The sequence below is a fragment of the Pandoraea soli genome (assembly GCF_902459595.1).
Classification (GTDB): domain Bacteria; phylum Pseudomonadota; class Gammaproteobacteria; order Burkholderiales; family Burkholderiaceae; genus Pandoraea; species Pandoraea cepalis.
The window spans coordinates 24,863-50,138 of the sequence record NZ_CABPSG010000015.1; the positions used below are offsets into that span (position 1 = coordinate 24,863).

The 25,276-nt window shown below is 64.8% G+C and carries 19 protein-coding genes and 1 tRNA gene; 9 read left to right on the forward strand and 11 right to left on the reverse strand.

The window, feature by feature from the left end; translation table 11 throughout:
• The first annotated feature begins 169 nt into the window (after positions 1-169).
• A complete protein-coding gene (pepN, locus tag PSO31014_RS19555; protein WP_150553141.1) occupies positions 170-2,881 on the forward strand; it encodes an aminopeptidase N in 2,712 nt (903 codons plus the stop codon).
• Between the two features lie 107 nt (positions 2,882-2,988).
• Here pepN and metE read toward each other — a convergent pair whose 3' ends face one another.
• On the reverse strand, positions 2,989-5,295 hold the full coding sequence (metE, locus tag PSO31014_RS19560) for a 5-methyltetrahydropteroyltriglutamate--homocysteine S-methyltransferase (protein ID WP_150553142.1): 2,307 nt from the start codon (positions 5,293-5,295) through the stop codon (positions 2,989-2,991).
• Between the two features lie 135 nt (positions 5,296-5,430).
• Between metE and PSO31014_RS19565 the strand changes: the two genes are divergently transcribed.
• Entirely contained in the window at positions 5,431-6,354 is a 924-nt protein-coding gene (locus tag PSO31014_RS19565; protein WP_150553143.1) for a LysR family transcriptional regulator, read from the forward strand.
• 34 nt (positions 6,355-6,388) lie between these two features.
• Here PSO31014_RS19565 and PSO31014_RS19570 read toward each other — a convergent pair whose 3' ends face one another.
• From PSO31014_RS19570 to PSO31014_RS19580, 3 genes are all read right to left on the reverse strand, one after another.
• Complete coding sequence (locus PSO31014_RS19570) at positions 6,389-6,982, reverse strand: class I SAM-dependent methyltransferase (RefSeq protein ID WP_150553144.1); 594 nt, start codon at positions 6,980-6,982, stop codon at positions 6,389-6,391.
• Between the two features lie 57 nt (positions 6,983-7,039).
• Positions 7,040-8,458, reverse strand: coding sequence for an MFS transporter (locus tag PSO31014_RS19575; protein WP_150553145.1), 1,419 nt, complete (start codon positions 8,456-8,458; stop codon positions 7,040-7,042).
• Between the two features lie 503 nt (positions 8,459-8,961).
• Entirely contained in the window at positions 8,962-9,882 is a 921-nt protein-coding gene (locus PSO31014_RS19580) for a LysR substrate-binding domain-containing protein (RefSeq protein WP_026131997.1), read from the reverse strand.
• A gap of 134 nt (positions 9,883-10,016) precedes the next feature.
• Between PSO31014_RS19580 and PSO31014_RS19585 the strand changes: the two genes are divergently transcribed.
• The 3 genes from PSO31014_RS19585 (at position 10,017) to PSO31014_RS19595 (ending at position 12,743) form a co-directional block, all read left to right on the forward strand.
• Positions 10,017-11,300 carry an aspartate carbamoyltransferase gene (locus PSO31014_RS19585; RefSeq protein WP_026131998.1) on the forward strand — a complete coding sequence of 428 codons (1,284 nt, stop codon included), beginning with the start codon at positions 10,017-10,019 and terminating at the stop codon, positions 11,298-11,300.
• Positions 11,301-11,451: 151 nt separating this feature from the next.
• On the forward strand, positions 11,452-12,465 hold the full coding sequence (locus PSO31014_RS19590; RefSeq protein ID WP_150553146.1) for a class 1 fructose-bisphosphatase: 1,014 nt from the start codon (positions 11,452-11,454) through the stop codon (positions 12,463-12,465).
• A 202-nt stretch (positions 12,466-12,667) separates the two neighbouring features.
• Positions 12,668-12,743: transfer RNA gene (locus PSO31014_RS19595), tRNA-Thr, on the forward strand.
• Positions 12,744-12,930: 187 nt separating this feature from the next.
• Here the strand turns inward: PSO31014_RS19595 and PSO31014_RS19600 are convergent.
• Positions 12,931-13,554: a DUF1415 domain-containing protein gene (locus PSO31014_RS19600; protein WP_174976593.1), complete on the reverse strand. Its 624-nt coding sequence runs from the start codon at positions 13,552-13,554 to the stop codon at positions 12,931-12,933.
• A gap of 340 nt (positions 13,555-13,894) precedes the next feature.
• Between PSO31014_RS19600 and PSO31014_RS19605 the strand changes: the two genes are divergently transcribed.
• From PSO31014_RS19605 to hmpA, 3 genes are all read left to right on the forward strand, one after another.
• Positions 13,895-14,971, forward strand: a complete 1,077-nt coding sequence (locus PSO31014_RS19605) for a hypothetical protein (RefSeq protein WP_150553148.1) — start codon at positions 13,895-13,897, stop codon at positions 14,969-14,971.
• A 292-nt stretch (positions 14,972-15,263) separates the two neighbouring features.
• On the forward strand, positions 15,264-16,841 hold the full coding sequence (locus PSO31014_RS19610) for an ankyrin repeat domain-containing protein (RefSeq protein ID WP_150553149.1): 1,578 nt from the start codon (positions 15,264-15,266) through the stop codon (positions 16,839-16,841).
• 296 nt (positions 16,842-17,137) lie between these two features.
• Positions 17,138-18,340 carry an NO-inducible flavohemoprotein gene (hmpA, locus tag PSO31014_RS19615; protein ID WP_150553150.1) on the forward strand — a complete coding sequence of 401 codons (1,203 nt, stop codon included), beginning with the start codon at positions 17,138-17,140 and terminating at the stop codon, positions 18,338-18,340.
• Positions 18,341-18,429: 89 nt separating this feature from the next.
• Here hmpA and PSO31014_RS19620 read toward each other — a convergent pair whose 3' ends face one another.
• From PSO31014_RS19620 to PSO31014_RS19645, 6 genes are all read right to left on the reverse strand, one after another.
• Complete coding sequence (locus PSO31014_RS19620; RefSeq protein ID WP_150553151.1) at positions 18,430-19,257, reverse strand: phosphodiesterase; 828 nt, start codon at positions 19,255-19,257, stop codon at positions 18,430-18,432.
• A gap of 7 nt (positions 19,258-19,264) precedes the next feature.
• Positions 19,265-20,308 (reverse strand): ABC transporter ATP-binding protein, encoded by a 1,044-nt coding sequence (locus PSO31014_RS19625; protein WP_150553152.1) that lies wholly within the window; start codon positions 20,306-20,308, stop codon positions 19,265-19,267.
• Between the two features lie 43 nt (positions 20,309-20,351).
• Complete coding sequence (locus PSO31014_RS19630; RefSeq protein WP_425494894.1) at positions 20,352-21,233, reverse strand: ABC transporter permease; 882 nt, start codon at positions 21,231-21,233, stop codon at positions 20,352-20,354.
• Positions 21,173-21,997, reverse strand: coding sequence for an ABC transporter permease (locus PSO31014_RS19635; protein WP_150553154.1), 825 nt, complete (start codon positions 21,995-21,997; stop codon positions 21,173-21,175). The genes PSO31014_RS19630 and PSO31014_RS19635 overlap by 61 nt, the downstream gene beginning before the upstream one ends.
• A 55-nt stretch (positions 21,998-22,052) precedes the next feature.
• Positions 22,053-23,066, reverse strand: a complete 1,014-nt coding sequence (locus PSO31014_RS19640) for an extracellular solute-binding protein (RefSeq protein WP_150553155.1) — start codon at positions 23,064-23,066, stop codon at positions 22,053-22,055.
• A 186-nt stretch (positions 23,067-23,252) separates the two neighbouring features.
• Positions 23,253-24,296 (reverse strand): LacI family DNA-binding transcriptional regulator, encoded by a 1,044-nt coding sequence (locus tag PSO31014_RS19645; protein WP_150553156.1) that lies wholly within the window; start codon positions 24,294-24,296, stop codon positions 23,253-23,255.
• Between the two features lie 311 nt (positions 24,297-24,607).
• Here PSO31014_RS19645 and PSO31014_RS19650 point away from each other — a divergent pair, with 311 nt between their 5' ends.
• Positions 24,608-25,174, forward strand: coding sequence for an SRPBCC family protein (locus PSO31014_RS19650; protein WP_150553157.1), 567 nt, complete (start codon positions 24,608-24,610; stop codon positions 25,172-25,174).
• The last annotated feature ends 102 nt before the right edge of the window (positions 25,175-25,276 follow it).

Here is a 25,276-nt window from a genome sequence, read left to right on the forward strand (position 1 = left end):
CCGCGGTGCACCCTTCGCGCCGATTTAAGCATAGGACGGCGCAGCGCGCACATCCGAAACCTTTGACGGCGACACTGAAGCAAAATTCAGCAAATCGCTCGCCTGAACGCCAAGGCGCCGCCACTCCGTTACAATTTGCAAATCCTTGGCCGTCCGCAAAACACCGTCCATGCTCAGAACTGACCTCGCAGGTGTCATCCAACGCTCCGACTATACGCCCCCGGCGTATCTGATCGACACCGTCCAACTCGACTTCGACCTCGCCCCCGACGTCACCACGGTCACCAGCCGAATGCGGGTCCACCGCAATCCGGCGGGTCCCGGTGGCGCGCTCGAGCTGGTGGGCCAAGGCCTGCAACTGGTGAGTCTCGAACTCGACGGCAAGCCCTGGCCCGGCTACCGCACCGGAGAGGAAACGCTCACGGTCGACGCGCCCCCCGAGGCGTTCGACCTCACGCTCGTCACGCGCTGTCGCCCGCAGGAGAATACGTCGCTCATGGGGCTGTACGTCTCGGGCGGCAACTTCTTCACGCAATGCGAAGCCGAGGGCTTTCGCAAGATCACGTACTTCCTCGACCGTCCGGATGTGATGGCAACGTACACCGTGACGCTGCGCGCCGATCGCGAAGCGTATCCGGTGCTGCTGGCCAACGGCAACCTGATCGACCAGGGCGATCTGCCCGACGGCCGTCATTTCGCCGTCTGGGACGACCCGTTCAAGAAGCCCTGCTACCTGTTCGCGCTGGTCGCCGGTCAGTTGGTGTGCCGCGAGGAGCACCTCGTCGCCGGCGACGGCCGCGAGAAGCTGCTCCAGGTCTGGGTGCAGCCGCAGGACCTGGAGAAGACCGAGCATGCGATGGATTCGCTGGTCAACTCGATCCGGTGGGACGAGCAGCGCTTCGGCCGCGTGCTCGATCTCGACCGCTTCATGATCGTGGCCGTGAGCGACTTCAACATGGGCGCGATGGAGAACAAGGGCCTGAACATCTTCAATACGAAGTATGTGCTGGCCGATGCCGCCACCGCCACCGACGACGACTTCGGCAACATCGAAGCCGTGGTGGGCCACGAGTACTTCCACAACTGGACCGGCAACCGCGTGACCTGCCGCGACTGGTTCCAGTTGAGCCTGAAGGAAGGTCTGACCGTGTTCCGCGATCAGGAATTCTCGGCCGACATGATGGGCTCCGAGTCGGGCCGCGCCGTCAAGCGTATCGATGACGTGCGCGTGCTGCGCCAGGCCCAGTTCCCGGAAGACGCCGGTCCGATGGCGCACCCGGTGCGTCCCGAGAGCTACGTCGAAATCAACAACTTCTATACGGTCACCATCTACGAGAAGGGCGCCGAAGTCGTGCGCATGTATCAGACGCTGCTCGGGCGCGAGGGCTTCCGCCGGGGCATGGACCTGTACTTCGAGCGTCACGACGGGCAGGCGGTCACGTGCGACGAGTTCCGCGCCGCGATGGCCGATGCCAATCAACGCGATCTCACGCAGTTCGGCCGCTGGTACAGCCAGGCCGGCACGCCGCGCGTGAGCGTCGAAGCCGCCTATGACGAGGCCGCGCGCACCTATACCCTCACGCTGACCCAGCGCTGCCCGAAGGTCGGCGTGGAGTTGCAGGACAGCCAGCTCGTCAAGCAGCCGTTCCATATTCCGTTCGCCGTCGGCCTGCTCGATCGCGACGGTCGCGACATGGCGCTGTGTCTGGCCGGTGAGCCCGGCGATGCGCCGGCGGCCACCACGCAGGTGCTCGACTTCACGCAGGAGCGCCAGAGCTTCACGTTCGTCGACGTGTCGCACAACCCGATGCCCTCGCTGCTGCGCGGTTTCTCGGCACCGGTGATCGTCGAGCATGAGTACACCATCGACGAACTCGCGTTCCTGATGGCGCACGACAGCGATCCGTTCAACCGCTGGGAGGCGGGACAGCGGCTGGCCACGCGTCAGTTGCTGGCGCTCGTCGAATCGATTCAGATGGGCCAGTTGCCGAGCGTCGACAGCTACGTGCTCGAAGCCTTCCGTCAGGTGCTGCGCGACGAGACGCTCGACCCGGCGTTCCGCGCGCAAGCGCTCACGCTGCCGGCCGAATCGTATCTCGGCGAGCAGATGACGGAAATCGACCCGGCGGCCATTCACGCGGCCCGTCAGTATCTGCGTCAGCGTCTGGCCGCATCGCTGCACACCGAGTGGCTCGCCGCGTATCACAACCATCGCGTGCCGGGGGCCTACCGCCCGGACGCCGCCTCGGCGGGCGAGCGCGCGCTGAAGAACCTCGCGCTGTCGTACCTGATGGAACTGTCGGATGCCGGTATCGCGCAGACCGCGCGTACCCAATACGACTCGGCCGACAACATGACCGATCGTTTTGCCGCGCTCACCGCGCTCGTTCAACGCGGCGGCGCTGCGCGCGAGAGCGACGCGGCACATGGGTCGCACCATGCCGCCGAGGTGCTGGCTGACTTCTATCAGCGCTTCGAGCACGAGCCGCTCGCCATCGACAAGTGGTTCGCGCTGCAGGCCATGCAACGAGGCGACGGCAGCCATTGCGTGATCGACGGCGTGCGCGCCCTCATGGGGCATCCGGCTTTTACGCTGAAGAACCCCAACCGCGCGCGTTCGCTGATTTTCAGCTTCTGCAGCGGCAATCCCGCGCAGTTCCACGCGGCCGACGGCTCCGGCTACCGATACTGGGCCGAGCAGGTCCTCGCGCTCGACGCGCTGAACCCGCAGGTGGCCGCCCGGCTGGCGCGCGTGCTCGACCGCTGGCGCAAATACACACCCGCCCTGCGCGAGCGCATGCGCGAGGCGTTGCAGCAAGTCTCACAGCACGCGGCACTGTCGAAGGATGTGCGCGAGATCGTCGAAAAATCGCTCGCCTGAGCGGCCCTGAGCTGCCCCCCCGCAAGCAAGCAACGCCGCCGATGCCCCCCTGCATCAGCGGCGTTTTGTTTTGTCAGGAATGCACCAAGCAGGAGATGAGCGCGACGTCAGGCAGCCAGCGCCTGCCGCTGCCCCGCCGACAGACGCTTGCGCACGGCATTGGCGGCGGCGACCATATTCGTCAACGCGCTATCGACCTGCGCCCAGTCTCGGGTCTTCAAACCGCAGTCGGGATTGATCCACACACGCTCGGCCGGAATGCGAGCGAGCGCCGCCTCGATCAGACGCTCCATTTCCGCCTGCGACGGCACGCGCGGCGAGTGAACGTCGTACACACCCGGTCCGATCTCGTTCGGATACGCGAAGGCTTCGAAGGCGCCAAGCAGTTCCATGTCGGAGCGCGTGGTCTCGATGGAGATCACGTCGGCATCGAGCGCCGCAATCGACGGCAGAATGTCGTGGAACTCCGAATAGCACATATGCGTATGGATCTGCGTGTCGTCGGCCACGCCCGATGAGCACACGCGGAACGCGCGCACCGCCCACGCCAGATACGACGGCCAATCGCCCTCGCGCAGCGGCAGCCCCTCGCGTAACGCGGGTTCGTCGATCTGAATCACGCGCACGCCGGCCTTTTCCAGCGCCGCCACTTCCTCGCGCAGTGCCAGCGCGATCTGCAACGCGGTGCGTTCGCGCGGCTGGTCGTCGCGCACAAACGACCATTGCAGCATCGTCACCGGCCCGGTCAGCATGCCCTTGACCGGTTTGTCGGTCAGTTGCTGCGCGTAAGCGCTCCAGGTGACGGTCATCGGCTCGGGCAGATATACGTCGCCATAGATCACCGGCGGCTTCACGCAGCGCGAACCGTAGCTCTGCACCCAGCCTTGCTCGGTGATCACGAAGCCCCACAGCAGATCGCCGAAGTACTCGACCATGTCGTTGCGTTCGGCCTCGCCATGCACGAGCACGTCGAGTCCATAGGCTTCCTGCTGCTCGACGGCCAGACGAATCTGCGCACGCATCGTCTCCAGGTAATCGAGATGCGAGAGGGCGCGACGCTTGAAGTCGGCACGCGCCCGACGAATTGCCGGCGTCTGCGGGAACGATCCGATGGTCGTCGTCGGCAGTACGGGCAGCTTGAGCCACGCGCGCTGCGCGCCGGCACGCGCCGGATAGTCGGACGCGCGGCGTGCATCCGCGTCGGTGAGCGCCGCCAGGCGCTTCTGCACCACGCTGTTGTGAATGCGCGGCGACGTTCGGCGCGCGGCCTGCGCGGCCGCATCGGCGACGAAGGCCTCGCTGACGTCGGCACTCGCGAACGCCATGGCGTCCAGCGAGCGGCGCAGCAGCGTCACTTCCCCAAGCTTCTGCACTGCGAACGCGAGCCACGTGCGCACTTCCTTGTCCAGACGCCCCTCGCTCGCCAGATCGACCGGGCAGTGCATCAGCGAGCCGCTCGACCCCACCCACAGCCGGTCCCCAAGGGCATCCGCCAACGGCGCGAGCAACGCCCTCGCCTTTGTCAGATCGCAACGCCAGACGTTACGGCTATCGACCACGCCCGCCGACAGCACCTTGTCCTGCGGCCACTGCGCGGCGAATGTGTCGAGTTGCTTCGGTGCTCGCACGCCGTCGAGATGCACCCCGGTCACAGGCAACGCCGCCAGCAGCGCCGCGTGTTCGCTGACATCGCCAAAGTACGTGGCGAGCAGCAATGATGGGGCGACGGGCGCGAGACGGTGATACACAGGCGTGAAGGCGTCGCGCCACGGCTCGGGCAGGTCGAGCGCCAAGATCGGCTCGTCGATCTGCACCCACGTCACGCCTTGCGTCTTCAGGCGCGCCAGCACCCGCTCATATTGCGTGAGCAGGTCGGGCAGCAACGAAAGACGGTCGGCCAGGCCGTTCTTTTCTTTGCCCAGGTACAGCAGCGAAAGCGGGCCGAGCAACACCGGCTTGACACTTCCGCCCTCGGCCAGCGCTTCCGCCACGTCGTCGAACAGCCACTCGGTGCCCTCGCCGAAACGCGTCTGCGGCGAGTATTCCGGCACGAGATAGTGATAATTCGTATCGAACCACTTCGTCATTTCCATCGCGCTTTGGCCGGCATCGCCCCGCGCAGCGACGAAGTAGTCGTCGAGGCTCAGCGCTGCGGGCGCCCTGCCAAAGCGCGCCGGCAGCCCGCCGACGAGCGCCAGCGTCGAGAGCACGTGGTCGTACCAATGGAAGTCGCCAACGGTGATCCAGTCGAGCCCCGCCTCGCGCTGCGCCCGCCGGTTGGCCGCGCGAATCTGCCGCCCGGTCTCCTGCAACGCCGTGGCGCTCATCTCGCCACGCCAGTACGCCTCGACGGCGAATTTGAGTTCACGGTGTGCGCCGATGCGCGGCAATCCGAGTACGTGAGCCTGAGCCATGGGGGTGTCCTTCCGGGAAGCGTGCGATGTGGCGAAGTCGTCGTCTACGGGCAATGCCCGTTCAGGCTGGCAGTATCCGGGCCATCCGTGTATTATTCAAACGAAAGTTTTTGCCATTTATTATTAATTTTATTCATGCAACGCACACCCATCGAACTTCGCCATCTGCAGACGTTGCTCGCGCTGCGCGATACGGGCAGCGTTTCGCGTGCGGCGTTGTGGCTGCACCTGACGCAGTCGGCGCTCTCGCATCAGATCAAGGCATTGGAGGATTTCTATGGCTTGCCGCTGTTCGTGCGCAAGTCGTCGCCGTTGGTGTTCACCCCTGCGGGCAAGCGGCTGCTGGCGTTGGCGGAAGACGTCGTGCCGGCGGTCGACGAAGCGGGCCGCGACCTCACGCGGCTTGCACAAGGCACCCAGGGCACGCTGCGCATCGCGGTCGAATGCCACACCTGTTTCGATTGGCTGATGCCTGCGATGGATGCCTTCCGGCAACGCTGGCCGGAAGTCGAACTCGATATCGTGTCGGGCTTTCATGCCGACCCTATCGGGCTGTTGCATCAGGACCGCGCCGATCTGGCGATCATTTCCGAACGTGAGGAAGGCGAAGCGGTCGACTTCCACCCGCTGTTCCGCTTCCAGATGATGGCACTCATGGCGAACGACCATCCGCTCGCCGGCAAACCGTATCTCGACGCCGTGGACTTCCGTGACGAAACGCTCATCACCTATCCCGTGCCCGACGACATGCTCGATATCGTGCGTCAGGTGCTGCGTCCCGCAGGGATCGAACCGACGCGGCGCACCACCGAGTTGACGGTGGCGATTCTGCAACTGGTCGCCAGCCGACGCGGGCTGGCGGCCCTGCCGCTGTGGGCCGTCACGGGGTATCTCGAGCGACGCTATGTAAGTGCGCGCCCGATCACGCCGCAGGGGCTCACCGCCGAACTCTGGGCGGCAACGTTGCCAGCGATCACCGCGCGTCCCTATATCGGCGAATTCGTCTCGCTCATGCGCGAGACGAGCCTGCTCACGTTACCGGAAATCGAATTGCTCTGACGCGGCGTCGTGCGGCCGATGGCCATGCGCGGTCTCAGGCCGGGCGACGTACGACCAGACGGCACACTCGCTTACCGGAGCTGGCGCTGGTGACGTCTTCCTCCTGCAGGACAACGCCGTCGTGAAGGGCTGCGCGCACCACGTCGGGCGAGAAGGCGCTATAGAGCCGTCCGTCTGCATGGCGAAGATCGTCACCCTCGGTGACGCGCCATGAAACGTAAAGGACGCCCCCAGGACGCACGAGCGCCCAGAGCCGGGCGGCCGCCTGCGGCACTTCATTCGCGGGCAGATGCATCAGCACCGTCTCGCACACCACGTTATCGAACTGCGTCGTCACGCCTTCCAGTTCCGGTAGGTACCCGACGTGAAACGTCACCGACGGAAACGATTGACGCGCCAGTTCGATGAGTGCGGGAGAACTGTCGGAGCCCACCACGTCGAACCCTTGCTGCGCGAGCCAGGCGGCATCGCGTCCGTTGCCGCAGCCCACATCGATCGTGCGTCCACCGGGGACGAAATGGCGCAACATCAGGGCGTACATGTCGTCCGGCGGCGGCTGGTTGCGCCAGTCCTCGTTGTAACGAACGGCGTTGGCCTCGTAGGCCGCTTCTGTTTGCAGATCCGTCATGATCGGCGCCTCCGGAAGCATGCGGGGAATGACCGCGTCGGCACGCGGCGCCATGCCTTACTGCGAGATCTTCTCCAGCGCGATGTCACGCGTGCGCGGCCCCATCAGGCCGATGGCGAGCATGACGATCAGCATCGCGCACGCGATGAACACGAACACCCCGGTCACCCCGAAATGGCGCAACGCGGCGGCGATCAGGAACGCCGTGAAGATCGCCGAGAAGCGGCTCCACGAATAGACGAAGCCGACGGCGCGCGCCCGGATCCCTGTGGGGAACAGTTCGGTCTGATACGCGTGGTAGCTGTAAGACATGATGTTGTTCGCGAGTGTCAGGCCGATCCCCATCGCCACGAGCAGGAACGACGACGTTACCTGCGAGAACGCGATTCCGCACACGATACCGATACCGGCCGTCCAGACGATGGCGTGCTTGCGCTCGATCTTGTCGGCCATCCACAGCCCGATCAGTGGACCGACGGGGGCGGCCAGCGCGATCACGCTGGAATACGCCAGGCTCGTCGTCACGGTAATCCCTTGCTTGATGAGCAGTGTCGGCACCCAGTTGGCGAAGCCGTAGAAGCCGACCGTCTGGAAGATGTTGAACAGAATCATCATGATCGCGCGCTTGCGATACGGCGGCACCCACATGTCGCGAAACGCGCCCTTCGGCGCGACCCGCTCCGGCTCGCCCGGGGGCGGCAGCGGTTTGCCGTATTCGCGGGCGACCTTCGCTTCGAGTTCTGACAAGACGCGGTCCGCCTCGTCGAGACGACCCTTTTGGGCCAGCCAGCGCGGGCTCTCCGGCAGCGCCCGGCGAATCCACCAGACGAACACCGCACCATGGGCGCCGATGAGCACCACCCAGCGCCAGCCCTCCAGACCGAGGAACTCGCGCGGCACGAGCCAGTAAGCGAGCAGCGCAACGACCGGCACGGCGGTGAAGCCGACCGCCTGTTCGCACGCAAACGCCCGACCGCGAATCTGCTTGGGTACGAGTTCGGCAATATAGGTGCCGATCGTCACCAGCTCCACGCCGATGCCAAGCCCCACCACGAAGCGCCAGAAGTTAAGACCCGTGGCGGTGTCCTGAAACGCCATGATGACGTTGGCCACCGTGTACCAGAGCAGCGAGCCCGTGAACACGGCGCGACGGCCGAACCGATCCGCGAGAAAGCCGCAGGCGATGGTGCCGATGAACAGACCGGTGAACAGCGCCGCGATGAAGCTCGCCACGCCCGTCATCCCGAACAGCCCCGATGTCGTGGGCGTCAGGATGCCGCTTTTCACCAGCCCGGGCGCAACGTAGCCCGTGTACAGCAGGTCGTAGAGTTCGAAGAAGAAACCAAGGCTGAGCAGCACTACCAGTTTCCAGACGGTGCGCGTCGGGGGCAAACGGTCGAGGCGGGCGGATATCTCGCCGGCAGTCAGGCGAGTTGCCGCAGCGGGGGCTTGAGCGGCGCGAGGCATGGAAGGCATTGAAGCGTCGGGGGATAGCATGGAAATCGTCTCCGGGCCCGTTCGGTCATGGCCGAACAGATCATTGTCCGAGGCATCCGGGGCGACCGGCAGGCCATCGCCCGCTGGGGCCGGTGCATCGGATAAACCATGAATCGACAGGCAAGAGGGCGAAATTGTGCCACGAATGACGCCGCGCCTGTCACCATTGCCATGTACTACGAAAAATGACGATATTCATCAAGTCCGCGCACCGCGCACGATGACCGGAACGTCGGACAGGAACCGAATGCAGCCACCGAAACGAACGTCGCAGCCGGACCGTGCTCCCGAAGACAGCATAGCGGCGCGGTTTGCGCCCTGCCGTGCCGTCTCGGCAAGGCAGGCGTGACCGTTTGCGAAGTGAAGCGCGCGCGGCGGATTGCCGGTTCGGTGCGTCGGCGTGAGCCGTTCCGGGGGCGCCTCGGGCCGCCAGAATGCCGACGGCGAGCCGATGAAAGGCCTTCGCGCGTCGCGAGTTCTCGTTACAGCCCGGATCCCGCCTGCCCCTGCGCGAGGAAATTCACCACGGCGGACGCCGTCGCACTCAACTGCTCGCGCGAGGGGAACACGAGCCAGAGCTGGCGATGCGCCCACTCGTCGGTCAGCGGGCGCACGACCACATCGAGCTTGCCCACGTACAGTTGACCGACCTGCTCGGGCGCGATGGCAATGCCGAGACCCGCATGCGCCATGCGGCACAGCGCGTCGAGACTGGACACGCGAATCTTGATCCGCAGCGGCGCCCCTGCCGCGCTCGCCTGCTGGCGCAGCAACTGCGTGAGTGCGCTGTTGCCTTGAAGGCCCACCAGCGTCTCGCCCGCACAGGCCGAGAACGGGATCTCGCCCGCACGCGCGGCCAGCGGATGTCCGGCGGGCAGAATCACGGCGAGGCGGTCGCGGCGGTATGGCACCATCGTGAACGCCTCGATGCCTTCGACGGCGTTGCAGATTCCCACGTCCACGGCCCGCTCGGCCACGCGCTGGAGCACTTCGTTGCTGTGCTGCTCGTCGAGTTCGACGTCCACGGCGGAAAACACACGGCCGAACGCGGCCAGATCTTCCGGCAGGAACTGCACGATGGCCGACAGGTTCGCCGCGATGCGCACACTCCCGCGCGCCCCTTCGTGGAACTGCGATAACTCCGCGCCCAGCGATTCGATGGTGCCGAGAATGTGTTCGGCGTAGCGGCGCACCGTCTCACCCACCGGCGTGACGGTAATACCGCGCTGATGACGCTGGATGAGCGGGAGGCCGACGATCGCCTCGATGTCGGCAATGCGCCGGCTGATCGCCGACGGCGCAATGAATTCGCGCTCGGCGGCACGCGCCATGCTCCGCTCCTGGCACACGGCCACGAAAAGGCGCAACGATGTAAGGTCTAGCTTGCGGAGAAGGTTTTCCATACCCGTACGGCATACGCCGGAAATGCCGGAAACGCCCGGCTGGCGCGGCCCCGCGTGGGGCACGTCTTTTGCTGGACAAACAACGAATCGACGCCTATTATACGCATCGCGTACACCTCCCTGCCGACCCGACCATGAGTGCACAGCAGACTTTCCTGCGCGACGCGATGCGTCGCCTGAACATGACCCGCGACAGCTTCGCCGAGCGCATCGGCGTTCGCCGGCGCGCCCTCGACACCTGGCTGCTGCCGGAGGACTCGAGCGAATATCGCACGATGCCGAGCATCGTGGAGAAATTCGTCGGTGAAATCCTCGGTCGCGAAGCCCCGTCCTCGGAATCTACGCAAAGCGCACACAAGCCGCTGCGTGAACGCATGGGCCTCGACGGCAAGCCGCATCTGATCTCGGTCGACCAGTTCTCGCGCGATTCGCTCGAAGCCCTGTTCCACGTCGCCGATATCATGCAACCGATTGCGCGCCGGCAAAAGATCTCGCGCGTGCTCGAAGGCGCGGTGCTCGGCAATCTGTTCTTCGAAGCCAGCACGCGTACCCGCGTGAGCTTTGGCGCAGCCTTCTGCCGCCTGGGCGGCTCGGTGTGCGACACGACCGGCTTCACGTTCTCGTCGATGGCCAAGGGCGAATCGATCTACGACACGAGTCGCGTGATGAGCGGATATGTCGACGCGCTCGTCGTACGTCATCCGGAAAAGGGCTCGGTCGCCGAATTTGCCCGCGCCACGAACATTCCCGTGATCAATGGCGGCGACGGCCCGGGCGAACACCCGAGCCAGGCGATACTCGACCTGTACACGATCGGGCGCGAATTCTCGCGTCTGGGCAAGCTGGTCGACGGCGCGCATGTCGCGATGGTCGGCGACCTGCGCTACGGCCGCACGGTGCACTCGCTCATCAAGCTGCTCGCCCTGTACCGCGGCCTGAAGTTTACGTTGATCTCGCCGCCGTCGCTGGAAATGCCGACGTACATCCTCGATCAGATTTCGCAAAACGGTCACGTGATCGTGCAGAGCCACTCGCTCGCCGATCTGAACGGTGCGGATGTGGTGTACGCCACGCGCATCCAGAAGGAACGCTTCGCCGATGAGGCCATCGAGGGCTACACGCCGGACTTCCAGATCAACGAAGCGCTGATCAATCAGTACTGCGACGCCCGCACGATCATCATGCACCCGCTGCCGCGTGACAGCCGGCCCGGCGCCAACGATCTGTCGACGGACCTGAATCACGACCCGCGCCTGGCGATCTTCCGCCAGACCGACAACGGCATTCCGGTGCGCATGGCGATCTTCGCGATCCTGCTCGGCGTGGACAAGCAGGTGCAGCACAGCATGCGCGACGCCGCATGGCGCGCGCCTTCGCATATCGGCCCGGACGACGCCCTGTTCGACGGTCTCGACTGATCGGTCGTCTCTCGGAAAGCCCCGAGACCTGCCTCAGCCACACCTGAAATTGCACTGCCCCCAAGGATTTTTCGCGGGGGCAGTGCGTCTTTACGAGTAAAATTGCGTCCATCTCGAATCGGTACGCTTTTTTGCTTTTCCGGAGGCCCACATGCGGCGCAAGACCCTTACCCAATATCTCATCGAACAGCAGCGGGAGTTCGACAACATTCCTGCGGAGCTGCGCCTGCTGATCGAAGTGGTCGCGCGCGCGTGCAAGTCGATCAGCCATGCCGTGTCCAAGGGCGCGCTTGGCGGCGTGCTGGGCAGCGCCGGCAGCGAGAACGTTCAGGGTGAAGTGCAGAAGAAGCTCGACGTGATCTCCAACGAGATCATGCTCGAAGCGAACGAATGGGGCGGTCATTTGGCGGCGATGGCATCGGAAGAGATGGAAGACGTCTTCCATATTCCGAACCGTTATCCGCAGGGCGAGTATCTGTTGATGTTCGATCCGCTCGACGGCTCGTCGAATATCGACGTGAACGTGTCGATCGGCACGATTTTCTCGGTGCTGCGTTGTCCGGACGGCGTGACGGATCCGACCGAGAAGGACTTCCTGCAACCGGGTACGCAACAGGTCGCGGCCGGTTACGCGGTGTATGGCCCGCAAACGGTACTGGTGCTGACAACGGGTCACGGCGTGAACTGCTTCACGCTCGATCGCGAGATGGGGTCGTGGGTGCTCACGCAGGAAGGCATGCGCATTCCGGAGGACACCAAGGAGTTCGCGATCAACATGTCGAACGAGCGTCATTGGCATGCGCCGGTGCAGCGTTACATCGACGAGTTGCTGCAAGGCAAGGACGGCGTGCGCGGCAAGGACTTCAACATGCGCTGGATCGCTTCGATGGTGGCGGACGTGCATCGCATTCTCACGCGCGGCGGTGTGTTCATGTACCCGGCCGACAAGCGCGATCCGGACAAGCCAGGCAAGCTGCGCATCATGTATGAAGCGAACCCGATGAGCCTTCTGGTCGAACAGGCCGGCGGCGCGGCGACGAACGGCGTGCAGCGCATTCTGGAGATTCAACCGCAAAAACTGCATGAGCGCGTGGCGGTGTTCCTCGGCTCGAAGCATGAAGTCGAGCGCGTGACGGGCTATCACCTGGAAGCGGGTGTGAAATAGGACGAATGAAGGCGGCGTGATCGTCGTTGCGAAGGCCGCATGAAGCGAGCCCATGATTGGGAAAAATGCTTCGCGACGACGAAAGCGCGGAATGTCTGAGATTTCAAAGATTTACGCGTGACTCACGCAAAGACAGCAAAAAATCTTTGGCAAAGGTAGTGACAAGCCGGCAAAGTCTGCTATTATCTCACTTCTTCGCAGCGCCGGAGTAGCTCAGTCGGTAGAGCAGCTCATTCGTAATGAGAAGGTCGGGGGTTCGATTCCTCTCTCCGGCACCAGCGACTTAAATCGTTGGATATGACGAAGTCCTTAAAACCCGCATAAGCATTAGCTTTGCGGGTTTTTTGTTTTCTCGCACGTTGGCACGACATACCCCCTATTCCCGACCCAAGCGGGGGTATTTTTGGGGGCCTAACGAGACATCCCGCCACACCACGACCGGGACGCGAGCGATCGCCCCGCGGTTCAGCGCTTCGCTTGGCTGCCGTCGGCCGCGCCATCGACCGCATTATCATTCGCGCCATCTTCATCTTCCGCCGCCTGCGCCATCCACGCGTGATAGCCCGCCACGCCCATCTGCCGCATGAGCGCTTCGTTGCGCTCGAAGATCATCTCGGCCTCGGGGAACGCTTCGACCGCGCGATCGATGCTCGACTCGCGCAGCAAATGCCATATCGGATACGGCGCGCGGTTCGTGTAGTTTTCCACGTCGTCCGGGGCGGTACCTTCGAATTGATAGTCCGGATGAAAACTCGCGATCTGTAGTTCGCCCTCGAGATGCAACGACTTGAGCATGCGCTGCGCGAAGAACAGCGCGTCGTTGTACTCGTGAAAATCGCGCAGCGCACCCGGCATGATCAGCAGCGTCGTGTCCACGGCTTGTGGATCGGCTTGCGCCAACCACTGCAACTCGCGTTCGAGATCGAGCAACGTCCCTTCCATGTCGCGCGCGGCGCTCACGACGTAGCGAATCTGCTCCTTCACGTGCACCGCCTTCGCAAACGGGCAAAGGTTCAGCCCGATCACCGCACGCGTGAGCCAATGACGCGTCGCCGCGATCACAGCGTCATGGTCTTGCGCTTGCGCCAAGGAGGGCGCGGTGTCAGGGGTGGGAAAGCGCTTCTGCGTCATACGGGCACTTGGTGATTCATCATGAATACCGCATTGTAATTCCCACCGCTTCCAACACGCATGTCCGCCAGCATGCTCAGCATCGATAATCCAGGGGCACGAATGCCAAAACGGCCCGACGGCATCTGCGCCACCATGCGGTTTTCCCTCCGCCACGTGTCCAACGACTATGCCCGGTCCGTCGTCCATCCCGTCTCCCGCCGCCAGCACGCCCGAAATTCTCTCGCCTGCCCCGCCCTCCGTCGGAAATGGGGCCGCGCGGCGTACCGACCCTCGCGACACCGCGTCGTTGGCGACCATGACACTCAGTCAACTGCTCGCGGCAAGGCGGTCGCGCGACTATCGCACGCAGGATATCTGGCATGCGCTCGTCGATCCCCAAGCCTATGCGGGTCGCGAACTACGACTCGCTTGCGAGAGCGCCTCCCCCAACGGACCGTTGTTCCCCCAAATGGCCACCCTGCTCACCACGCCCGAGGAGGAGCGCACGCTGGATCGTTTGATTGACGTGGGCATCTTCCTGGTGCCGGCGCTCGCGCGGCAACTGCGCGCCGACGACGCCGCCTTGTTGCGAAGCGACGAAGGCCTGAAACTCTGGCTGCAATACGCCGCCTCTCCCACCTGCTATCTGAGCGTGTTCGACGGCTCCGACGTCTTCGGCGAAGCCACCACCAAAAGTCGCGCGCGCATCGACAAGATCCTCCGCGTGCTGGTGGCGGTCGGGCGCGACAAGACCGACGCCACGCCCGCGAACCCGACCGCCACGGCCCCTCGCAATCCCCTCACGCATTTGTGCAGCCAGACCGCCCCACAATGGCTGCGCCGCCTGCTCCAGCTCGGTGCGTGCCCCGAGCAGATGAACGACCAAGGCATGCCGCTGACGGTGGTCGCCATGCGCGCGCAGGCGCTTCGCCTATACACCGCCGATCACGATCCCCTGGATCCGCACGACTCGCTGCATCAACTCGCGCAACTGCTCAGGCGTCAAGGCGCGAATCTCGCGCAATCGAATCGGGAAGGTATGCCCGCGCCGGCCTTGCTCACGTTCCACGGGCTCTGCGGCGCCGCTGAAGCCCTACTCGCCGCCGGGGCCGATCCGAACGCGCCCGACCGCAACGGCAACACGCTGATGCACCATCTCGCATACGTCGTTCGCTTGCACGACGATCCGGTCAAACTCGATTACGCCTGCCTCGCGCGTCACGCCCTCGTCGTCGCGTCAGGCTACGGTGGCGACATGACCCGCGCCAACCATGCAGGACAAACGCCGCGGTCGTGGATCCCCGAACCCTTGCCCGCCGCCCCGCAAATCGGCGATCAGCACCTCGACACCGTCAGAACCACCGCGCGCCGACGGATTCGCGCACTGATCTAGTTCGCGCACCGGCCCGAGTTCCGCCGTCCTCCGGCGCGCACGCCCTCGCGTGGCGGCCATCGCCATGCCACATGGCGTCGCACGTCGCGCGACGGCGGCTTGCCGCATCGCGCTTGCCTCGACGTGCGCACCCTCATATTGCTTTGCACTCCTATTCTCCATGCCTCAATCACCACTGGCCACGCCGTCCGCTTGTAACAGCGCCGGTTGCCCGAGTCCCACAGCACAGCCCAAGCCCTCTGACATCGGCCCCAGCGGTTCAGTCGTCACCGCCGCCTCGGCACTGTCCGACATGACGCTCGATCGCCTGCTGATCGCCAAACAAGACGGCCAATGCTCACCGCAGCAGGCATGGGAAATACTAATGAACCTGAACACGACGGCAGGCCGGGAGCTACGCGACAGTTGCCTGATTTCCGGCGCGTCCCGCCCCGAGGAATTGGCCTTTTCGATGGCCACGCTGTTCTGCACGGCAGCGCAGGAGCGCACCCTTGCCAAACTCGACGACGCCGGCATCTTTATCGACCGGACGCGACGTGACCGGTTACGCCCCGAGGACGCCGCCTTGCTGTTGAGCGACGAAGGACTGCGACTCTGGCTCCGTTTTGCCGCGTCGCCATCGGGTTACCTCAGCGTGTTTGTCGATTCCATCCTGAACGCCCCCATCCCCGCCGAATCGACGGGGACGCTCACCAAGGCGCTCCGGGTGCTGGTCGCCAGCGGCCGCGACACGACCAACGACGTCGCGGCGTCCGAAGTCCCGGGCAACGTTCATCTTCCGCTCTCGCATGTGTGCAGCCAGGTCGCCCCCGAATGGTTGCCGTCACTGCTGAGCTTCGGCGCCGACGTCAATCAGCGCACCGCAAACGGTGTGCCGCTCGTGGCCACCGCCCTGGCGGCCCAGGCCCAACGTCTCTATGCGGCGGGCCACGATTTGCTCGTCCCGCATGTGTCGTATCAGCAACTGGGCGCGATGTTCCATTCGCATGGCGCCGATCTGTCGCAGCGCTCCCGCACCGGATCCCCCCCTGTCATGCTGCTCGCGCTGAACGGCTATTGCGCGGCGGCAGAAGCCCTGCTTTCGCTCGGCGCGGGCGGGAGTAGCGCCGACCGCAACGGCAATACGCTCATGCACTATCTCGCGGCCGTGACGCACCTCCGGCAACACGCCGTCTCCGCCTTTTTTCTGCTCAACCTCGCCTTGCGATTCGGCCACGATCCCGCCGAACCCAACCGGGAAGGCACGACGCCGTGCGCACTGCTTCGCGACGGCCTAGCGCAGTACCTGCGGCTCAATCAGACGATGATTGCGCAAGCTCGCGAGCGGGCAAGGCGGGGCGTGTCGGCGTCCACGGCGCCGGGTGCCCAGAACGCCAACCGTCATGTACGGCCCTTCGTCATTGCCGTGGCCGCCGAGGCGCATCGACTCATCGGGCAGGGGCACGACCCCTTGCTGCCGCACGAATCGCTCTTCCAGTTGGGGATGTCGCTCCGGCGCGACGGCGTCGACATCGGGCAACGACATGCCGACGGCACGCCCCCGGTCCTGTGGCTGGCCCGGCAGGGATACTGCGGCGCCGCCGAAGTGCTGCTCGCGCTCCACCCGAACGCCAACGCCTGCGGGCCGGACGGCAATACGCTCATGCACGCCCTGGCGGGCGCGACCCGCACGAGTGAGAGCGCCATCCTCGCCGACTACATGCTGACCAAAGCGTTGCGGTATGGCGGCGATCCCACCCGGCCCAATCGATCCGGCAATACGGCACTCTCGTTCCTGAGCACCGAGCGCACCCGGTTCGTGCGGGCCAGCTTCGCGTTCGTTACCGAGACGCGCAACAGCGCGCGACAGAAGGTCGCCCAACGGCAATAGCGCGCGCCCCAACACGCGGCGGATCGGGTGCTTCCGCCATGTCGATCGCGCGACAGCCCGTCGCGACGATGCGACATTACGCCGCATTCCTATAACATGTATTTAATTTGCATCTTATAATGCGCCTGCCGGGTCCCTAAAGAGAAGTTCGTGTTGTGAGCCCTGGGACACCGGCGACCGAATGCCGCACCGAGAATCTTCCGCACAATGAGATCCGGCGGTGCTGATGGAATACCCACAAGTGCGACAAAAAAGATGCATATAAATTGCATCTTACAAACTCAGGAGTTTTTGCCATGCTTTCCGCAGCTTCCCGCCCCTACATCGATGCGAGTGTTCCCGTTTTGCGCGAGCACGGTCTCGCGATCACGCGCCACTTCTACGCAAGCATGTTCGAAGCCCATCCTGAGCTGCGCAATCTCTTCAACATGGGCAATCAAGCCAGTGGCGCGCAGCAACAGTCGCTCGCCTCGGCCGTGTTCGCGTACGCCGCGAACATCGACAACGCCGCAGCGCTTGGGCCGGTGCTCGAGCGTATCGTGCACAAGCACGTGTCGGTCGGCATCACGCCGTCGCATTACCCGATCGTTGGCCGCCATCTGCTCGGCGCCATCAAGGACGTGTTGGGCGACGCCGCCACGCCCGCACTGATCGCCGCGTGGGACGAAGCCTACTGGCTGCTCGCCGGCGAACTGATCGCGGCCGAAGCCCGTTTGTCGGAACGCACGCACTCGCCCCTGGGCGCGCTGCGCGAACTGGTGGTGGCCGATGTCGACCGCGAAACGGATCACATCGTGTCGTACTACCTGACCACGCCCGAAGGTGGCTCGCCGGGTGAGTTCGCCCCGGGACAATATGTGAGCGTCTCGGTGACGCTGCCGGATGGCTTGCAACAACGCCGTCAATATAGTCTGTCCGACGCACCGCAAGCGGCGCACTGGCGCATCACCGTCAAGGCTGAGGCCGCCGACGAAACGAAGCCGGCCGGTCAGGTCTCGAACTGGCTGCACGCCCATGTGAAGGCCGGCGACCGCCTGCTCGTGAGCGCGCCGTACGGCGAGTTCACGACGTCGCTCGACGAGGCTCGCCCGCTCGTGCTGCTCAGCGCCGGCGTCGGTATCACGCCGATGATGTCGATGGTCGCCGCGCTGGCGGCCAAGGGGTCGCGCCGCGAGATTCTGTTTGCGCATGCCGCCCGCCACGGCTCGCATGTCGCCCTGCGCCGTCACCTGACGTTCGCGGCGACGCAACTGCCGAACCTGCGCGTGGCGACGTTCTTCGAAACGCCGCAGAGCCACGAGCGCGAAGGCGCCGATTACAGCTACGCCGGCCGCATGGACATCTCGCGCCTCGCACTGCCCGCCAACGCCGATTACCTGCTGTGCGGCCCGGTGCCGTTCATGCAGACGCAATGGCGTGCCCTGCGCGACGCCGGCGTGCCGGCCGAGCGTCTGCATCGTGAAGTCTTTGGCCCGGACGCGCTCGATCACCTGCTCTAAGCCAGCGCCGCAGTCAACGACAAAAGGCTCCCAATCGGGAGCCTTTTGTCATGGAGTCATCTGGAAGCCGCACCTTGGCGGCCAACGCCTCAGTCGATCAAGGCGCCCGACGCGTCATAGAACGGATGCGAGCCGCCCGCATCGTCGACGAAGGCCAGATGCGAGACCAGTCCGATCTGCGGCGTGAATCGATGCAGTTGGAACGCCGGCGGATCGAGCGCCCACGCGGACGGTCCGCCCTCGCGCAGATCGAGCGCGACCTGGTGGGCCGGAGACGGGCATACGCTCGCAATCGTGCCGGCAAAGCGCGTATGAATCGGCCGATGGACGTGCCCGCAAATCAATCGCTCGACGTTGTCGAAACGGCGCACCACGTCGGCGAGCTTCGCCGCATCGGCGGCATCGAGCGCCTGAGCGTCCATGTGCTCGATACCACACGCGAAAGGCGGATGGTGCATGGCGATTACGGTCGGCGTGGCGGTATCGCTGGCGAGCGTCGCTTCGAGCCATTGCAGACGCTCGTCGCACAATCGCCCACCGCCGTTGGGCGGGTCCTGCGTATCGAGCGCCACGAGCCGCAGCGCGCCGAGCATCGCCGTGTACTGCACGAAGCTGCCCGACTGGCCGAGATACGTGTGCTCGGGAAACACCTCGCGCAGTGCGTCGCGACCGTCGTGATTGCCGATGACGAGGTAGTACGGGATCTGCAACGGCGCGAGCAAACGACGCAGGTGCTCATATTCCTCACGCGCGCCGAAATCGACGAGATCGCCCGTCAGCACAACGAATTCGGGACGCGGTACCAGCGTATTCAGACGCGCCACGCAGCGCTCGAGATAGGCGGCGGTATCCACGCGCCGATAGGCCAGCTTGCCGGGCCGTTTGATGTGAAGGTCGCTGATTTGCGCGAACAGCATGGGCAGATTATCCGTGAAGCGAAAAGACATGGGCGGCGGGCAGCGACAACCCCACCTGTTCACCGACGCGACACGCGCGACGGCTCGACACTTCGACCAGCACCGACCCCGCGGCGGACACGCCGCCCAGCGTCAGTCGGGTGCGATCGCCGAGAAACTGTACTTCCTCGATACGACCGACAAGCGGGGCATCGTCCGCCGGCACGACCACCGCATCTTCCGGGCGGAAGTACAACTCCTGCACGTCGGCAGGCACATTCGGGCAGGCGAAACGGCCGCCTTCCAGATGGAAATGCCCCTCGCGCCATACGCCGGCCAGGCGATTGATCGTACCAACGAAGTTGGCCACATGGCGCGAGGCCGGTTGATAGTAGATGTCGCGCGGCGCACCAATCTGTTCGATGCGACCCGCACTCATGACCACGATGCGATCGCCCAGGGCCATCGCCTCGTCCTGATCGTGGGTGACATAGACCGTCGTGACCCCCAGCCCGCGCAACAGACGATCCATATCGGCGCGCACCGTCTCGCGCAGTTTGGCGTCGAGGGCCGTGAGCGGTTCGTCGAGCAGCAACACGCGCGGCTCCGGCGCAAGCGCGCGTGCCAAAGCCACGCGCTGCTTCTGACCGCCCGAGAGTTGCGCGATCGCGCGCTCGGCAAACGGCGTGAGCTGCACGAGGTCGAGCAGCTCGTTCACGCGCTTGTCGATCTGCGCGGACGGCAGGCCACGCAGCTTCAGGCCGTACGCGACATTGCCGCGCACGGTGAAATTCGGGAACAGCGCATAGTTCTGGAACACCATCCCCACGCGACGCTTCTCGATGGGCAGGCGCGTGACGTCTTCGTCGCCGAAGCGCACGCGACCGCCGGCATCGGGCCGCTCGAGTCCGGCGATCATGCGCAGGGTCGTGGTCTTGCCACACCCCGACGGGCCGAGCAGCACCAGCGTCTCGCCCGCGCCGATCGTCAGATCGAGGGGCTGCAACACCGTGGTGCCGTGAAACGTCTTGGCACAGCGTTCGAGATGAATCGGGATGGAAGTCAGTTTCATCGTCATATCCTAAGCATTCGGTGGCGTATTCGCATCCGCCGGATCAAGTGCGGCCACGCGCCGAAGTTTTCCCATTCGACACTTTGGCCCGTTGCGCCGTCATCTGCATGACGACCAGCAACGGCACGATCATCACGAAAAACACCGCTGTGTACGCGCTGCCGATCTCCAGGCGCAGCGACGCGTAAGCGTCCGCCAGCCCCACGGGCAGCGTCTTCGTGTCGGGCGTGTGCAGCATCCATGTCAGATTGAATTCGCCGAGCGAGAGCGTCACCACGATGAGCGCGGCCGCCACGATCTCGCTGCGGATGTTGGGCAGCACCACCGTCGTGAAGCGTCGCAGAAAACCTGCGCCGAGGCTTGCCGCCCCCTCCTCCATCAGCTTGATGCGCGCGTCGGCGCACGCCGCCGCCACGGCACGCACCATGAACGGCAGTGTGAAGATGACGTGACCCACGACAATGAACACCAGACTCTCGCGAAAGCCGCGCATGCCGCCGTACACGCTGATCAGCGCGAGCGCACTTGCCAGCCCGGGGAGCGCAATCGGCAACGTCAACAGCTCCTCGATCCAGCGCGCCATGCGGCTGCGCCAGCGCGCCAGCACGTAACCGGCCGGTACCCCGAGCAGCGTCACCAGCACGAGCGTGGCGGCGCCGACGTACAGCGAATTCAGAATCGCGTCGTGATAGTCCTGCCAGACCTGGATCACCCACTTGAACGTGAGGCCGGCCGACGGACCGCGGAAATAATTCACCGACAACCCGGCAAGTATCGACATACCCACCGGCACCAGCAGGAACGCACACATCAGCAGCGTGAGCAGCAGTTGCAGCGTGAAAAGCGTTTTCTTGAGCATGTGAATCAACCTCCGGCGGCGACCGCCTGCCCCGTGAAATTGCGGGCCAGCATGAGCACCGCCCACGTCACCACGCCGAGCACCACCGAGAGCGCCGCCGCCGTCGCCACGTTGGCGTTGAGCGTGAACTCGGTGTAGATGGTCATGGGCAGCACGTCGATGTCGGTCGCCAGCGTAAAGGCCGTGCCGAATGCGCCGACCGAGGTGGCGAAACACATCGCGCCCGACGCGATCAGCGCCGGCGCCAACGCAGGCAGCGTCACGTCGCGCGCGATGGCGAACGGCCCGGCGCCCAGCGACGCGGCCGCTTCCGTGAGCGAGTGATCGAGCGACTCCGCCGCGGCCATCACAGCGAGGATCACGCGCGGAATCGAGAAATACAGGTAGCCGATGAAGAGCCCCGAGAGCGAGTACGCGAACACCAGCTTGTGACCGAGGAGTCTTCCCGACAGATCGCCGATGAGCCCCTGACGACCTGCCAGCATGATGACCATGAAGCCGACCACCACGCCGGGGAACGCCAACGGCAGGGTCAGCATCGATACGAGCGCCGATTTCCCCAGGAAGTCGTGACGGGTGAGGAAGAGGCCCGCCACCAGCGATAACGCCAGCGTGGCAAGGGTGACCAGCGCCGAGAGCGCGATGGTCTGCCACAGGCTGTCGAGATAACGCGCATTGGTGAGAATGGCGCGATAGGTCTCGAACGCATGACCGTCGCCGCTCACCTGCACCAGGGCAGCCATCGGCAACAGCCAGAACGCCAGAAAGACCGCCAGCGCCGGCAGCAGCAGTGCCACGCGCCAGCCGCGCGGCAGAGTCAGGTCACGCATCGCTTGTTTTGCTCCTCTTCCTCGTTGAACTTCAGGGTGAAACGACCCTGCGTGCTTAGCGCACGTTCTTCAGATACTGTTGACCGAACGCGTCCTGCTGCGCGGCGAGCTTTTGCAAATCGACCGGCTTCACCCGTGCGTAGTCGCTCGCGGGCAAGAACTTGGCGGCCACGTCGGCCGGCATCGTGCTCGCACGCACCGGACGCAGGAAGGCCTGTGCCCAATGCGCCTGGCCCTTGTCGGACAGCGTGTAGTCGATCACCTTCTTGCCGTTGTCAGGGTGCGGCCCGTTCTTCACGAGCGCGATCACGTACGGCAACGACACGGTGCCCTCCTTCGGGATCACGAACTGCACGTTGGCGTGGTCCTTGTAGATGGCGCGATAGGCGTTGAAATCGAAGTCGATCAGGATAGGGATCTCACCCGAGAGCACGCGCGCATAGGCCGTTTGCTTCGGCACGATCGGGGCGTTGGCCTTGAGCTTCTGGAGATAGCTGATGGCCGGACCGAAGTTGTCCATCGACCCGCCAAGCGCCTGGTTGGCGGCAATCGCGGCGGCATAGCCGGCGAACGCGCTGCTCGGATCCAGGTAACCCACCATGCCCCGATACTCCGGCTTGAGCAGGTCGGCCCACGAACGCGGCACCGGCTTGCCTTCCAGCGCGTCGCGGTTCACGAAGAAGCCGACCGTGCCCGAGTGGATCGTCGTCCACATGCCGTTCGGATCCTTCATGGCGGCCGGCACCTGATCCCAGTTCGCCGGCTTGTACGGCGCGAGCAGGCCCTTCTTCGCCGCTTCGATGGCAGACGTGATGCCCAGGTACACAATGTCGGCCACCGGCGCTTTCTGCTCGGCGATCATTTGCGCGACGGCCTGGCCCGAGTTCTTGTTGTCGAGCGGCACGCGAATGCCGGTGTCTTGCGCAATCGCCTTGACCTGACCGGCCCAGTCGGCCCATTCCGGCGGACAGTTGTAGCAGATGGCCGTCTGCTGGGCCTGCGCGGCGCCAGCGCCGAGCAGGGTGAACAGCGCCAGCGTGCGAGCGGCGCGGGTGATCCAAAGCTTCATGTTGGTAAGCTCCTGAATGTCTGAGCGTTGGCGGAACTCACGTGCCGCCGGATAAGTGCGGGCGTTGTGCCCGGATGCCTGATTGCCTCGGCCGGCGCTGAACTCTCTTTCCGGAGCCAGTCGTCGGCCGCTTTCCTTGCTACTGCGTTCCCTTCAAAACCGTGTAATACCGTTCAATGGCGCGTCTCACCCCCGCCGGCGCGGCGGTGCAGACACCGTGCCGCCACGGCGAATCTCGTGCGGCAGAATCAGCGCATGGCCGAGCGAGGCGTCGTGCGAGGGCGTCGCGCCGACGCGCGCGTCGATCTGGGCGAGCAGGCGTTGCGCCGCGTGACGGCCGATGTCCACACTCGGCTGTACGACAGTCGCCAGCGTCGGCGAGAGCAGCTCGCCCACCCCCAGCCCGTCGAAGCCCAGCACCGACATATCGTCGGGTACCCGCAGACCCGCCTCGCGCAGCGCGCGCATCACGCCAAGAGCGAGCAGATCGTTGGAGCAAAACAGTGCGGTGGGTCGCGCGCCGTCGCGCTCGCGCTGCGCCAGCCATTCGCGCACCCGCTCGCCGCGGGCCCCGCTGTTGAAGTCGATCTCGAAGGCCGGCAGCGGCGTCAGCCCAGCGGCTTGCATGGCATCGCCGTAGCCGAGATAGCGGCGCTTGGCGCGGTCGGACGCGTGCAACGCCCCCGTCACCATCACGATGTCGCGATGCCCCGCCTCGATGAGCATGGCCACCCCCTGCGCGGCAGCGGCACGGTTGTTCACGGAGACGCACGGACGCTCCGGGGCATCGTTATAGACGAGTTGGCATGCCACGCCTTCAGCCGCGATATCGTCGAGCAGCGCGCTGTGCTCGGCGTCGGCCAGCGTCAGCAGCAGGCCATCAACGCGCTGTTGCAGCAAGGTCTCGATGGCGTTGCGCTCGCGCTCCGGATCGTATTGCGTGGTGACGAGCAACAACCGTCGGCCCGTGCCGTCGATGGCCGCTTCAATGCCTTCCAGGCAATCGGCAAAGACCGGGTTGCCCAGCGTGGGCAGCATCACGCCGATCAGTCCCGTGCGCTCGCCGCGCAACTGTCGGCCAAGCGCATTGGGACGAAATTTGAGCTCGGCCGCCGCCGCCTGCACGCGCGCCAGGGTCTCGGGACGCACCAACCGAGGTGAATTGAGCGCGCGCGATACCGTCGCAATCGAACACCCCGCGCGCTGCGCCACGTCCCGAATATCTGCCACGCCCGTCTCCCTTGTGTCGTGCCGTCGAAAGTTGCCGTTGACGGATTTTGTGCAAATGTAAACGTTTACGAAAACGTTTTCACTTCGGGATTCTATGGAGACAATGTGATGAATTCATGACATCTCCCGAAAAATGGCAAGGCGCGGCAATGGGCCGCCGGCGGCGGCAATTCGCCCGTCGAGCCTTGGCGCGCATTGTCGGGCGTCGTCGACACGAGCGGCGCGCCGGACCGCGGGATGCCGCCTATACTGAAATTCCCCTGCCCGAAGGGGCATGACGGCACCCTCTCCCTCCACGACCGGGATCGGCCATGAACGACTATCACTTCCTCACCTTGTGGCGGCTCACCGCGCCGCTGGACGAAGTCTGGGACGCGATTCGCGACGTCGACCATTGGGCACGTTGGTGGCCGAGCGTGCGCGACGTGCGCACACTCGATCCGGGCGACGCCGAAGGCGTGGGCGCGGTGCGCGTGCTGACCTGGCACGGCGCGCTGCCGTACTCGCTCATCATCGAGACGCGCGTCACGCACGTCGACCCGATGCGCGAGGTGCGCAGTGTTGCGACAGGCGAGCTGGAGGGCACGGGCGTCTGGTGCTTCGACACGGAAGGGCCGATCACGGTCGTGCGCTATGCCTGGGACGTGCATACGGAGCGCGCCTGGATGAACAAGCTCGCGCCCATTGCCCGTCCGCTGTTCCGCTGGAATCACAACTACGTCATGCGACGTGGCGGCGAAGGCCTCGCGGCATTGCTCAACGCTCACCTGGTCGAGTGCCTCGACACCGACCTGCCGCCCGCCGCCATCGGCGAGGCGCGCGATCCACGCGACCTGCGCGAGGCCCGCGCACGGATGAGCCACGACGCCCACCACTGAGCCTGGCCGCCATTCTCTGATATTCCCTGCCACCCCTTGCTATTCCAACAAGGAATAGTAGATACGGTATTTTTCATTATTTTTTATATCACCGGATGCCTA

Coding starts and splice junctions, on each gene's coding strand:
- pepN (WP_150553141.1), top strand. CDS start 170: ATGCTCAGAACTGACCTCGCAGGTGTCATCCAACGCTCCGACTATACG.
- metE (WP_150553142.1), bottom strand. CDS start 5,295: ATGGCTCAGGCTCACGTACTCGGATTGCCGCGCATCGGCGCACACCGT.
- PSO31014_RS19565 (WP_150553143.1), top strand. CDS start 5,431: ATGCAACGCACACCCATCGAACTTCGCCATCTGCAGACGTTGCTCGCG.
- PSO31014_RS19570 (WP_150553144.1), bottom strand. CDS start 6,982: ATGACGGATCTGCAAACAGAAGCGGCCTACGAGGCCAACGCCGTTCGT.
- PSO31014_RS19575 (WP_150553145.1), bottom strand. CDS start 8,458: ATGCCTTCCATGCCTCGCGCCGCTCAAGCCCCCGCTGCGGCAACTCGC.
- PSO31014_RS19580 (WP_026131997.1), bottom strand. CDS start 9,882: ATGGAAAACCTTCTCCGCAAGCTAGACCTTACATCGTTGCGCCTTTTC.
- PSO31014_RS19585 (WP_026131998.1), top strand. CDS start 10,017: ATGAGTGCACAGCAGACTTTCCTGCGCGACGCGATGCGTCGCCTGAAC.
- PSO31014_RS19590 (WP_150553146.1), top strand. CDS start 11,452: ATGCGGCGCAAGACCCTTACCCAATATCTCATCGAACAGCAGCGGGAG.
- PSO31014_RS19605 (WP_150553148.1), top strand. CDS start 13,895: ATGACACTCAGTCAACTGCTCGCGGCAAGGCGGTCGCGCGACTATCGC.
- PSO31014_RS19610 (WP_150553149.1), top strand. CDS start 15,264: ATGACGCTCGATCGCCTGCTGATCGCCAAACAAGACGGCCAATGCTCA.
- hmpA (WP_150553150.1), top strand. CDS start 17,138: ATGCTTTCCGCAGCTTCCCGCCCCTACATCGATGCGAGTGTTCCCGTT.
- PSO31014_RS19620 (WP_150553151.1), bottom strand. CDS start 19,257: ATGCTGTTCGCGCAAATCAGCGACCTTCACATCAAACGGCCCGGCAAG.
- PSO31014_RS19625 (WP_150553152.1), bottom strand. CDS start 20,308: ATGAAACTGACTTCCATCCCGATTCATCTCGAACGCTGTGCCAAGACG.
- PSO31014_RS19635 (WP_150553154.1), bottom strand. CDS start 21,997: ATGCGTGACCTGACTCTGCCGCGCGGCTGGCGCGTGGCACTGCTGCTG.
- PSO31014_RS19640 (WP_150553155.1), bottom strand. CDS start 23,066: ATGAAGCTTTGGATCACCCGCGCCGCTCGCACGCTGGCGCTGTTCACC.
- PSO31014_RS19650 (WP_150553157.1), top strand. CDS start 24,608: ATGAACGACTATCACTTCCTCACCTTGTGGCGGCTCACCGCGCCGCTG.